Origin of the sequence: Microbacterium sp. NPDC089189 (assembly GCF_040685095.1) — a bacterium.
Lineage (GTDB): Bacteria > Actinomycetota > Actinomycetes > Actinomycetales > Microbacteriaceae > Microbacterium.
The window spans coordinates 70,752-82,318 of the sequence record NZ_JBFBHG010000018.1 but is presented as its reverse complement, the minus strand read 5'-3'; the positions used below and the strand labels follow the sequence as shown (position 1 = coordinate 82,318).

The window sequence follows — 11,567 nt, the reverse complement described above, 5'->3', positions numbered from 1 at the left end:
ATCCAAAGGAATCTCAAACCCACCAAAAAGGCAGGCCGAGGTTAATTGGCATTTGACAAGTGCACGCTGTTGAGTTCTCAAGGAACGGATGCTCCCACCATCAGACCTCGCGGTCGTCACCATGGGGCAACTCAGTTGTTCTGTCTCATCTGTCGAGCAGGCGCTTCGCTTCAGAAGAAGCAGTGGTCCCACACTCGGCGGACGAGCAGGTTTCCCATCCTAACCGCTAGGCGGATGAATCTCAAGCCGAGATTCGAAGGAAGGGGATGTGTTCTCCGCTTGAGGGGGCGTCAGGCCTTCCGGCCTCTCGCTCTTCCCTGTGGGGCGAACAAGTAAGACATTACGTGGGTTCTGCGGAACGTGGCAATTCGAGCGCGCAGCCCGGGCGTGTCGCCCGTCTTTCCGCGGTTCCACTCCCCCGCGCCTCCGCATCCCCTCATCCGCCCCGCGCCCCGCTCGACCGCGCCGAGTGCACGACATCGCGTCGAGTGCACGGCCTTCCCGCGTCACCACGCCGTGCACTCGACGACAGCCCGTGCATTCGGCGGCCCCGGCGTGGGATCAGCGCGAGGGAGGGACCTGTCTGGGCCACAGCGCGCCATCACGCACAGAGCGCACGACGTCGCGTCGAGTGCACGGCTTACCCTCGCCGCCACCCCGTGCACTCGACGGGAGCCCGCGCACTCGGCAATCCCGGTGCGGGATGCCGGGAGCGGGATGACGGGAGCAGGATGAGGGGCGTGGGCGCAGACCGGGCCCGCCGGGCGGGGCGGGGCGGGGCGGGAGGGGGCGGGGCGGGGGTCAGGCGGAGGGGGCGGGACGGCGGCGCGCGGCGATGATCACGCAGAGCACCAGGGTGAGCACGCCCCACAGCGCGCAGGCGGGCGGCAGCACGCGGTACGCGAGGTGGGCGACCGTGAAGGTCGGCGTGAGTCCCCCGAACACGACGAGACCCCCGACCCACGCGATGGCGAGCACGACGGGCAACGACAGCCACCACACGACGCGCACCGCCGGCGGAGTGACCCGCTCGACGGGCGCGACAGCACGACGACGCAACCACAGCGCCGCCCACACCGCGATCACCAGCAGCCCGAACGCGCTCGACCCGTGCTGCAGCCACTTGAAGCCGAGCATCGGACCCCACGGTTCGGCGAGCGCCGGCCACAGGACGAGCCCGCCGCGCCCCTCGTGCGTGAACGCATCCCAGGCGATGTGCGACAGCACGCCGAGCAGCAGCGATGCGGCCAGCAGCAGCGCGCCGACCCATCCGCCCGAGAAGGTCTCGCGCCACGCCGCCCGAGCACCCGCATCCCACGCGCGGGGAAGGCGGGCGGCCAGCCAAAGCGGCGACAGCTCGCGCACGGCGGGGCGGAGCAGCGCTCGCCACACCAGGAGCAGCACGAGGGCGACCACCGCGGTCGGCACGATCCACGCGAGGTCGTGCGTATGGCCGTACGACAGCGGCGTCCCCCGCACGAAGAGCGGAAGGTCCGGTGTCATCGCGCCGATCGCGATCGCGGCCGGCACGAGCCGCGTCCGCAGGAACGGCAGCGCGACGACCGCGTGGCTCGGCGTGAACGGCACGGGTCAGCCGACGATGAGTCCCGCGAGCGTCTTCTTGCCACGACGCAGAATCGACACCCCGCCCGGAAGTGAGCCCGTGACGGGAGTCGCCTCGTCCGTCACCCGCTCGCCGTCGAGGGTGACGCCGCCCTGTGCCACGGCGCGGCGCGCCTCGCTGAGGCTCGACACGAGCTGCGTGTCGACCAGCGCCTGCAGCACCGTCGTCCCCGTCGCCACCTCGGCGTGCGGCAGCTCGTCGACGGCCGTACGGAGCGTGGCGGCGTCGAGCGCCGTGAGGTCCCCCTGGCCGAACAGCGCCTCGGATGCGGCGATGACCGCGGATGTCGCCGCCTCGCCGTGGACGAAGGCGCACACCTCCAGCGCGAGTCGCTTCTGCGCCGCCCGCCGGAACGGCTCGCTCGCGACCAGCTCCTCGTAGCGTTCGATCTCGGCACGCGGCAGGAAGGTGAACACCTTCAGCCGGTCGATCACGTCGGCGTCGTCGGTGTTGAGCCAGAACTGGTACATCCGGTACGGGCTGCACATGTCGGCATCCAGCCAGATGGCGTTGCCCTCGCTCTTGCCGAACTTGGTGCCGTCGCTGTTCGTGATCAGCGGTGTGCCGATCGCGTGCACGGACGCGCCCTCGACGCGGTGGATGAGGTCGCTCCCGCTGATGAGGTTGCCCCACTGGTCGCTGCCGCCGGTCTGCAGCACGCAGTCGTACTGGCGGTAGAGCTCGAGGTAGTCGAGCCCTTGGAGGATCTGGTAGCTGAACTCGGTGTAGCTGATCCCCGCCTCGGAGTTGAGACGGGCGCTCACCGCGTCCTTCTTCAGCATCGTGCCGACGCGGAAGTGCTTGCCGATCTCGCGCAGGAAGTCGATCGCCGTCAGCGGCGCCGTCCAGTCGAGGTTGTTCACCATCCGCGCGGCGTTGTCGCCCTCGAAGCTGAGGAACCGTTCGACCTGGGCGCGCAGGCGCGTCACCCACTCCTCGACCGTGTCGCGGGTGTTCAGGGTGCGCTCCGCGGTCGGGCGCGGGTCGCCGATGAGGCCCGTGGACCCGCCGACGAGTCCGAGCGGCCGGTGGCCGGCCAGCTGCAGACGGCGCAGCACGATCAGCTGCACCAGGTTGCCCAGGTGGAGGCTCGGCGCGGTGGGGTCGAAGCCGCAGTAGTACGTGATCGGGTCTCCGCCGAGAAGGGCGCGCAGCGCCTCTTGATCAGTGGACACATGCACGGATCCGCGCCACACCAGTTCGTCCCAGACGTTCTCGAACGTCGGGTCGTTGGCGGGGGCGGTCGCGCTCACGAGGGGCGTAGACACGCGTGCCAGCGTATCAAGCGCGCGTGCCCGCCCGCGCCGCCGCCGGATCAGATGCCGAGGGCGTGGGCGACCGTCTGCGTGCGCGCGACGAGCTCGCCGCGCTGCTCGTCGACACGGCGCTGGGCGGTTCCGCCGTACCCGTCCCGACTCGCGATGGACCCCGAGACCACGAGCACCTCGCGGACGGACGGCTCGAGAAGCGGAGACACCGAGGCGAGCAGAGCATCGTCGGCCTCGTGCAGCTCCCAGCCGCGCTGCTCGCACGCCTGCACGAGCGCGCCGGAGACCTCGTGGGCCTCGCGGAACGGAACACCGCGCTTGACGAGCCACTCGGCCACATCCGTCGCGAGCGAATAGCCCTCGGGGGCGAGCGACGCCATGCGGTCGGTGTCGAATCGAAGCGTCGCGACCATGCCGGCGAACGCGGGCAGCACGAGCTCGAGCGTCGCGACGGAGTCGAAGACCGGCTCCTTGTCCTCCTGCAGGTCGCGGTTGTAGGCCAGGGGCAGCGCCTTGAGCGTGGCCAGCAGGCCCGAGAGGTTGCCGATGAGCCGGCCGGACTTGCCCCGCGCGAGCTCGGCGATGTCGGGGTTCTTCTTCTGCGGCATGATGCTCGAGCCCGTGGAGTAGCCGTCGTGCAGCCGCACGAAGCCGAACTCCCGGGTGTTCCAGAGGATGATCTCCTCCGCGAACCGCGAGAGGTCGACGCCGATCATCGCGGCGATGAACGCGAACTCCGCGACGACGTCGCGGGCCGCGGTGCCGTCGATCGAGTTCTCGGCGGGACGATCGAGCCCGAGGTGCGTGGCGACCAGCTGGGGGTCGAGTCCGAGCGTTGACCCCGCCAGCGCTCCCCCGCCATAGGGCGAGACGCGGGCGCGGACGGCCCAGTCGCGGAGACGTTCGAGGTCGCGCACGAGCGGCCAGGCGTGCGCCTGCAGGTGATGAGCGAGCAGAACGGGCTGCGCGTGCTGCAGGTGGGTGCGTCCGGGCATCGCGGCGCCCGGGTGCGCCTCCGCCTGCGCCACGATCGCGTCGATCAGGCGCACGATCTCGCGGGCGATGAGGCCCGCGTGATCCAGCAGGTACAGCCGCACGAGCGTGGCGATCTGGTCGTTGCGGCTGCGCCCGGCGCGCAGCTTGCCGCCGAGATCGGCGCCGACCTCGGCGATCAGGGCCTGCTCGAGCGCGCCGTGCACGTCCTCGTCGCTCTCGGCGGGCAGCAGCGAGCCGTCCGCGACGGCCGCGCCCAGGGCATCGAGGCCGTCGTGCATGCGTCGTGCCTCGTCGGCCGTGAGATATCCGGCGGCCTCGAGAGCGGCCGCGTGCGCGTGCGATCCGGCCAGATCGTAGGGCGCCAGCACCCAGTCGAAGTGCGTCGAGCGGCTGAGCGCCGCGAGCTCGGGCGAGGGACCGGAAGCGAAGCGGCCTCCCCAGAGGGATCCGCGGTGGGTGGCGTCATTCCGGGCATCGTTCACCCTCACAGCCTACCGATCCGGTGTCCGGGCCCGACGCCTCGCCGCGTGAGCGATGTTAGGTCACCCTAACCTCCTGCTCTATGCTCGACGCGTGACCACCGCATCAGCGCCGCGCGCACCGCACCGCATCTCGACACGCACGCTGTTGACACTCGCCGCGATCGGTGTCGCGGCGGGGATCGTGATCGTGCCCACCTCCGCGCTCGCGGCGATCGTCTGGGTCGCCGCCCCTCCCGTCTACGGTCTCCTCGTCGCGCCCTACGTGATCCCGGCCGTCCTGGCTCAGGCGCTCGTGCGGCGGGCCGGCAGCGCCCTGATCACCGGCGTCGTCGCCGGAATCATCGCCGTGCCGTTCACCGGGAGCATCGGATCGCTCTCGCTGTTCGTGTTCGTCGCCGTGTTCGTCGAGGCGCCGTACGCCGCCACGCGCTGGCGTCGGTGGGGCGTCGGGATGGCGTACGTCGCGGCGGGCGTCCTCGCGGCGGCCTACGCGTTCTTCTGGTGGATCACCCTGGATGCCGAGACCTTCCCGCCGCTGGTGCGCGCACTGACGATCGCGATGCTGGTGGCGATGATCTTCGCGGCGACCGCGGTCGGCCGCCTGATCGCGTCAGGGCTTCGTCGTGCGGGGGTCGGTCGCAACCTGTGACGCCGACGGTGCGGCCCGGCGGGCGAGCCAGGCGAGCCCCGCCTCGAGCGGGCCGCGGCCGACCAGCAGCGCCCACACGGTGCACCCGAGGATCACGACCGCGGTGATGGGCCAGAACGGGTCGAGAGCGCGGAAGGCGAACAGGCTCGTCGTCGTGCCGGTGGCCGCGAACGCCCACACCGCCCACACCACGATCTGCGCCGTGTAGGCGGTGAGCGGCATGCTGCCGGTGGCGCGCAGCGGCAGCACGACCCAGCGGAGGGGTGTGCGGCACAGCAGCAGGCACGCACCGAGCACGGCCGCGGCGAGCCCGGTCCCGCCCAGCACCTCGGGCAGGCCGCCCGAGTGGGGGAAGGTGCTCGCCACGACGCCGAGATAGTCCTGCGGCTCCTGGAACTCGCCCGGCCCGGTGAGCAGCCCGCCCAGCCCGTACGCCGCGAGCGCGATCCCCGATCCGATCGCGACGAGCAGCGCCTGGATGCGGCCGTCGCGCAGATCGATGCGCCCGATCGCCATCCCCGCCACGAGGAATCCCATCCAGAGCGGGAACGGGTACGCCCAGCCGATGACGAGCGCGATGCTCTCACCGATCGGGTCGTCCCAGAACGGGAGGAGCCCCAGCGCGGCCTGGACGAACGGCATGACGAGCAGCAGCGCACCCGCCAGGGCGAACAGGGTACGTGCGCGCAGCCGCAGCAGCAGCGTTGCCACGAGGAACAGCACCGCGTACGCCGGGAGGATCACGTACACGGGCACGCCCGTGACGATCAGGAGGACTCCGAGGACCCAGAGCCCCCCGGCGCGCACGAGCAGTCGCCGTCGCGCGACCCGCAGCGTGTCACCGGAGAGCGGCCGCAGCGCACCGGTCGTGAGCGCGATCGACACCCCGGCGAGCACGGCGAACAGGATGGACGAGCGGCCGTTGACCGCATCCACCCAGGTCTCGGGGCGCTGCAGCGTGAACCGCTCGTCGACCGTCACGAGGTGGGCGGCCAGCATGCCGACGACCGCCAGCCCTCGGGCGAGATCGACGCCGCCCAGCCGGTCGGCACCGGACAGACGGGCGAAGGCCCGCGCCATCCGATGCGTCACGGGGTCGACCTCACTGCTGGCGCAGCAGCCAGACCAGCAGGGCCTTCTGGGCGTGCAGGCGGTTCTCCGCCTCATCCCAGACGACGCTCTGCGGGCCGTCGATGACCTCGGCGTCGACCTCGTAGCCGCGGTCGGCCGGCAGGCAGTGGATGAAGATGGCACCCGGGTCGGCCAGCTGCATCGTGTCGGGGGTGACCTTGTACTGGCCCAGGTCGCGGAGCCGCGCGAGCTTCTCCTCCTCCTTGCCCATCGACACCCAGGTGTCGGTCACGACGACGTCGGCACCGGCCGCGGCCTCGAGGGGGTCGGTGTACAGGGTGACGGAGCCGCCGGTCTCGGCGGCACGGCGGTCGGCGTCGGCGATCACGTCGGCGCGCGGCGCATAGGACTCGGGCGAGGCGACACGCACGTGCATGCCCGCCGTCACCCCGGCGAGGATGTAGGAGTGCGCCATGTTGGAGCGCCCGTCGCCGAAGAACGACAGCGTCAGGCCCTTCAGCTCGCCCTTGTGCTCGCGGATCGTCAGCAGATCGGCGAGCAGCTGGCAGGGGTGGAAGTCGTCGCTCAATGCGTTGACCACCGGCACGCGGGTGCCCCGTGCCATCTCCTCGAGACCGGCCTGCCCGTAGGTGCGCCAGACGATCGCGGCGACCTGACGCTCCAGCACGCGCGCGGTGTCGGAGGGGGTCTCCTTGCCGCCGAGCTGGCTGTTGGCGGTCGAGATGATGAGCGGCGACCCGCCGAGATCCGCGATGCCGACCGCGAACGAGACGCGCGTGCGCGTCGAGGACTTGTCGAAGATCACCGCGACGGTCTGCGGGCCCTCGAGCGGCTTCAGCTTCCAGCGGTCGGCCTTCAGCTCGATCGCGAGATCGAGGATCTCGCTCTGCTCGGCGGCGGTCAGATCGTCGTCGCGCAGCAGGTGGCGGGTCATGCGGGGGCCTCCGTCGGGGTGGGTGCGGCATCGTCCGCGTTCTCGAGAAGCAGCGCGTCCGAGACGGTCGCGAGCGCGGCGCCGAACAGACGCGCGAACTCGTCGATCTCGACGTCGCCGATCGTGAGCGGCGGTGCGATGCGGATGGTGGTGTCGTTGGGCGCGTTGACGATGAGCCCGTGCTGCTGCGCGGCGGTCACGACGGCCTTGGCCACGGGATGCGTCAGCGCGATGCCGACGAGCAGGCCCAGCCCTCGCGTGCCCGCCACGAGGTCGGACCCGATGGCGTCGACCGCGTCGCGCACCTGCGCACCGCGCACCCGGGCGTTCTCGACGAGGCCCGCGCGCTCGATCTCGTCGAGAACCGCGTCCGCCACGGCCGTCGCGAGGGCGTTGCCGCCGAACGTCGACCCGTGGGTGCCCGGGTAGAAGAGCTCGCTCGCCTCGTCGAACGTGATGAGCGCACCGATCGGGAAGCCGCCGCCGATGCCCTTGGCCACCGTGATCGCATCGGGGCGGATGCCCTCGTGCTGGAAGGCGAACCACTCCCCCGTACGCCCGGCACCGGTCTGGACCTCGTCGATGATCAGCAGCGCGCCGTGGCGCCGGGTGATCTCGCGAACCGCGCGGAGGTAGCCCTCCGGCAGGGGCAGCACGCCCGCCTCGCCCTTGACGGGCTCGACGAACAGCGCGGCGACCCGGTCGTCGATGACGGCCTCGAGAGCCTCCGCGGTGGAGTCGATGAACTCGACGCCGCCGGCCATCGGCAGGAACGGCTCCTGCATCCACGGCTTGCCGGTGAGGGCGAGACTGCCCATCGTGCGGCCGTGGAACGCGTCGGTCAGCGCCAGGATCCGCGGCCGGTCCGTGCCGCCGTGCAGGCGGGCGAGCTTGAACGCGGCCTCGTTGGCCTCGGCGCCCGAGTTGCCGAAGTACACCCGGCCGCTCTCGCCGGTGCCCGCCAGCCGCTTGAGCCGTGCGGCGAGCGCGAGCTGCGAGGGCGTCGCGAAGTAGTTGGAGACGTGCGCCAACCGGGCGGCCTGTGCCGAGACGGCCTCGACGAACGCGGGATGCGCGTGGCCCAGCGAGTCGACGGCGATCCCCGCGAGGAAGTCGAGGTAGCGCGTGCCCTCGTCGTCCCAGAGGTAGGCGCCTTCACCGCGGACGAACATCGCCATCCGGTCGCCGAAGCTGCGCACCAGGTCGCGCCGCGCGTCGTCCTGCCAGCTCGCCGCTGTCCGTGTCTGATCGGCCATCACGCCACCACCTCTGTTCCGATGCCCTTCTGGGTGAAGAGTTCGACGAGCACCGAGTGCGGCACGCGTCCGTCGATGATGGCCGCCGTGCTGACGCCGCCGGTGACGGCGTCGAGGCAGGCCTTCATCTTGGGGATCATCCCCGATTCCAGGCGCGGCATGAGCTCGCGCAGTTCCGCCGCGGTGAGGTGCGACACGAGCGAATCGCGGTTGGGCCAGTCGGCGTACAGCCCCGGCACGTCGGTGAGCACCACGAGCTTGACCGCGCCGAGCGCGACCGCGAGGGCAGCGGCGGCGGCATCGGCGTTGACGTTGAGCGAATGCCCGGGCTTGTCGAGGTCCGGGGCGATCGAGGAGACGACGGGGATGCGCCCGGCATCCAGCTGGTCGATGATCGGCTGCGGATCGACGGCGACGACATCGCCCACACGGCCCAGATCGTGTTCGACGCCCTCGATGATCACACCGCGGCGACGGCCGGTGAACAGGCCCGCGTCCTCGCCCGACAGTCCCGTGGCGACGGGCCCGTGCGCGTTGATCTTGGCGACGAGCTGCGGGTTGATCTGCCCGGTCAGCACCATCCGCACCACCGTGATCGCCTCGGTCGAGGTCACGCGGTAGCCGCCCTTGAACTCGCTCGGGATCGCGAGGCGGTCGAGCATGTCGGAGATCTGCGGGCCGCCGCCGTGCACGACGACGGGCTTGACGCCCACGTAGCGGAGGTACGCGATGTCGGCCGCGAAGGCGTCCTGCAGCTCGTCGGAGACCATCGCGTTGCCGCCGTACTTCACCACCACGATCTGGTCGCTGTAGCGGCGCAGCCACGGCAGGGATTCGACGAGCGTCTGTGCTTTCGCGCTCGCCTCGGCGGGGTCGGTGTCTTGGAGATCGATCGCGGTCATGAGGAGTAGGCGCTGTTCTCGTGCACGTAGTCGTGGGTCAGGTCGTTGGTGTAGATCGTCGCGACGGCGGAGCCGGACTTGAGGTCGATCTGGAGGTCGGTGGCCCGCGGGGTGAGGTCGACGTCCTCGCGGGGGCGGTCGGGGCCGCCCGCCGAGCAGACGCGCACGCCGTTCATCCACACGTCGACGTCGTAGGGGTCGAAGACCGCGTCCGTCGTGCCGATCGCGGCGAGCACCCGGCCCCAGTTGGGGTCGTTGCCGAAGATGGCCGCCTTGAACAGGTTGTTGCGGGCAACCGACCGACCCACCTCGACCGCGTCGTCCTCGGTCGCGGCGTTCACCACGCGGATCGTGATGTCGTGGCTCGCGCCCTCGGCATCGCCCTGCAGCTGGACGGCGAGGTCGGTGCACACGGCGATGAGCGCGCTGCGGAACGCCTCGGCATCCGGAGTCGTGCCGGAGGCGCCGCTCGCGAGCAGGGTGACCTGATCGTTCGTCGACATGCAGCCGTCCGAGTCGAGCCGGTCGAAGCTCACGCGGGTCGCCGCGCGCAGGTGGGCGTCGGCCTCGGCCGCATCGATCACGGCGTCCGTCGTGATCACGACGAGCATGGTGGCCAGGCCCGGAGCGAGCATGCCCGCCCCCTTCGCCATGCCACCGATCCGCCAGCCGTCACCCTCGAACACCGTGGTCTTGTGCCGCGAGTCGGTCGTCATGATCGCGCGCGCGGCGTCGTCTCCGCCCGTCGTCGACAGCGCGGCGATGCCCTCGGCGACGCCCGTCAGCACCTTGTCGCGGAACACCTGATCGCCCGTGCCGATGAGGCCCGTCGAGCACACCAGGACGTCGCCCGCGCCGACGCCGAGGATCTCGGCCGTCTTCTCGGCGGTCTGATGCGTGGTCTGGAAGCCGAACGAGCCGGTGAAGCAGTTGGCCCCGCCCGAGTTGAGGACGATGGCCTCCACCGCTCCGTCGGCGATGACCTGCTCCGACCAGAGGATGGGGTTGGCCTTGGCGCGGTTCGAGGTGAACACGGCGGCGCCCACCTTCAGCGGGCCGCGGTTGACGACGACGGCGACATCGGGCTTGCCGGTGCTCTTCAGCCCGACGGCGACGCCGGATGCTTCGAATCCTGCGGGGGCGGTGACGCTCACGGTGCCACTCCGTTCACGGTCAGGGCGCGGTCTTCGGGAAGACCCAGCGCGATGTTCAGGGACTGGACGGCGGCCCCCGCGGTGCCCTTGACGAGGTTGTCGACGGCGGTCACGACCACCACGCGGCCCGCGGCGCGGTCGATCGCGAGGCCCATGAGCGCGGTGTTCGCGCCGAGGACGTCGGCCGTGCGCGGGAACTGGCCCTCGGGCAGCAGGTGCACGAACGTTTCGCCGTCGTAGGCCTGCTCCCACGCCGCGCGGATCTCGGCGTCGCTCGCACCCGGGGCGATGGGCGCCGTGGAGGTGGCGAGGATGCCGCGGGACATCGGCACGATGACGGGCGTGAACGAGATGCGGACATCACCGGTGGCACCCGCATCCACGAGCGCCTGCCGGATCTCGGGGATGTGACGGTGCGATCCGCCCACGCCGTAGGGGTTCGCGCTTCCGAGCACCTCGCTCGCGAGCAGATGCGGCTTCAGGCTCTTGCCGGCCCCGGAGGGTCCGACCGCGAGCACGGTGACGATGTCGGACGGGTCGATGACGCCGGCGGCCACACCGGGGGCGAGGCTCAGGCTCACCGTCGACGCGTTGCATCCGGGCGCCGCGATCCGCGTGGCCCCCACGAGCCGATCGCGTTGCTTGCGGCCGTCGACCGGGAGCTCGGGCACCCCGTAGGTCCAGGCGTCGTGGTAGTCGCCGCCGTAGAACGCGTCCCAGGCGGCGGGCGAGGTGAGGCGGTGGTCGGCGCCCGCGTCGATCACGACGGGCGTGTCGGCGAGCACGTCGGTGTACTGGCCGGACTGCCCGTGCGGCAGCGCCAGCACGACGACGTCGTGGCCGGCCAGCGTCTCGGGCGTGGTGTCGACGAGCGTCAGGTGCGCGAGCGAGCGCAGATGCGGCTGGTGGAGCGCCAGCGGCTGTCCCGCGTTCGAGTGCGCGGTGACCGTGCGGATCTCGAAGTCGGGATGCGCGGAGAGGATGCGGAGGATCTCTCCTCCCGCATAGCCGGACGCGCCGGATACGGCGACCGAATAGGGCATGGATTCCACCTTAGAGTCTGGGAGTTGCGCGCTGACGCGCGACGGGCGGAACGGCGACACCCGTGGGCACCCAGAAAGGTGCGAGGGGGTCGCCTAGATTCGGCGGTCGCCCAGACGTCGGCGCGCCGCAGCGAGACCCGAGGGGGTCGTCGCGAGCGAGTGGGCAG

General features: G+C 71.2%; 10 protein-coding genes. 1 reads left to right on the top strand and 9 read right to left on the bottom strand.

Annotated elements, in window-relative coordinates; all coding sequences use genetic code 11:
• Positions 1–801: 801 nt before the first annotated feature.
• Genes AB0N73_RS11730 through argH form a run of 3 tightly spaced genes read right to left on the bottom strand, consistent with a single transcriptional unit; the run spans position 802 to position 4,370 of the window.
• Positions 802–1,587: a DUF4184 family protein gene (locus AB0N73_RS11730; protein WP_363563613.1), complete on the bottom strand. Its 786-nt coding sequence runs from the start codon at positions 1,585–1,587 to the stop codon at positions 802–804.
• A gap of 3 nt (positions 1,588–1,590) precedes the next feature.
• Positions 1,591–2,892: a tyrosine--tRNA ligase gene (gene tyrS, locus AB0N73_RS11725; RefSeq protein ID WP_363563611.1), complete on the bottom strand. Its 1,302-nt coding sequence runs from the start codon at positions 2,890–2,892 to the stop codon at positions 1,591–1,593.
• 47 nt (positions 2,893–2,939) lie between these two features.
• Positions 2,940–4,370, bottom strand: coding sequence for an argininosuccinate lyase (gene argH / locus AB0N73_RS11720; protein WP_363563609.1), 1,431 nt, complete (start codon positions 4,368–4,370; stop codon positions 2,940–2,942).
• A 91-nt stretch (positions 4,371–4,461) separates the two neighbouring features.
• On the opposite strand from argH, the gene AB0N73_RS11715 reads away from it, so the two are divergent.
• Entirely contained in the window at positions 4,462–5,019 is a 558-nt protein-coding gene (locus AB0N73_RS11715; protein WP_363563607.1) for an ECF transporter S component, read from the top strand.
• On the opposite strand, the gene AB0N73_RS11710 is transcribed toward AB0N73_RS11715, so the two are convergent.
• Genes AB0N73_RS11710 through argC form a run of 6 tightly spaced genes read right to left on the bottom strand, consistent with a single transcriptional unit; the run spans position 4,981 to position 11,400 of the window.
• Positions 4,981–6,111 (bottom strand): heparan-alpha-glucosaminide N-acetyltransferase domain-containing protein, encoded by a 1,131-nt coding sequence (locus tag AB0N73_RS11710; RefSeq protein ID WP_363563605.1) that lies wholly within the window; start codon positions 6,109–6,111, stop codon positions 4,981–4,983. The two genes, AB0N73_RS11715 and AB0N73_RS11710, sit on opposite strands and share 39 nt — an antisense overlap.
• 10 nt (positions 6,112–6,121) lie before the next feature.
• The gene (argF, locus tag AB0N73_RS11705; RefSeq protein WP_363563603.1) at positions 6,122–7,045 is read right to left on the bottom strand and encodes an ornithine carbamoyltransferase; all 924 of its coding nucleotides are present in this window, start codon (positions 7,043–7,045) and stop codon (positions 6,122–6,124) included.
• Entirely contained in the window at positions 7,042–8,301 is a 1,260-nt protein-coding gene (locus AB0N73_RS11700; protein ID WP_363563601.1) for an acetylornithine transaminase, read from the bottom strand. Before AB0N73_RS11700 ends, argF begins: the two co-directional genes overlap by 4 nt.
• Positions 8,301–9,203: an acetylglutamate kinase gene (gene argB / locus AB0N73_RS11695; RefSeq protein WP_363563599.1), complete on the bottom strand. Its 903-nt coding sequence runs from the start codon at positions 9,201–9,203 to the stop codon at positions 8,301–8,303. The genes AB0N73_RS11700 and argB overlap by 1 nt, the downstream gene beginning before the upstream one ends.
• Positions 9,200–10,357 (bottom strand): bifunctional glutamate N-acetyltransferase/amino-acid acetyltransferase ArgJ, encoded by a 1,158-nt coding sequence (argJ, locus tag AB0N73_RS11690; RefSeq protein WP_363563597.1) that lies wholly within the window; start codon positions 10,355–10,357, stop codon positions 9,200–9,202. Before argJ ends, argB begins: the two co-directional genes overlap by 4 nt.
• Positions 10,354–11,400, bottom strand: a complete 1,047-nt coding sequence (argC, locus tag AB0N73_RS11685) for an N-acetyl-gamma-glutamyl-phosphate reductase (RefSeq protein ID WP_363563595.1) — start codon at positions 11,398–11,400, stop codon at positions 10,354–10,356. The genes argJ and argC overlap by 4 nt, the downstream gene beginning before the upstream one ends.
• Between the last annotated feature and the right edge of the window lie 167 nt (positions 11,401–11,567).

Coding starts and splice junctions, on each gene's coding strand:
- argB (WP_363563599.1), bottom strand. CDS start 9,203: ATGACCGCGATCGATCTCCAAGACACCGACCCCGCCGAGGCGAGCGCG.
- argC (WP_363563595.1), bottom strand. CDS start 11,400: ATGCCCTATTCGGTCGCCGTATCCGGCGCGTCCGGCTATGCGGGAGGA.
- argF (WP_363563603.1), bottom strand. CDS start 7,045: ATGACCCGCCACCTGCTGCGCGACGACGATCTGACCGCCGCCGAGCAG.
- AB0N73_RS11700 (WP_363563601.1), bottom strand. CDS start 8,301: ATGGCCGATCAGACACGGACAGCGGCGAGCTGGCAGGACGACGCGCGG.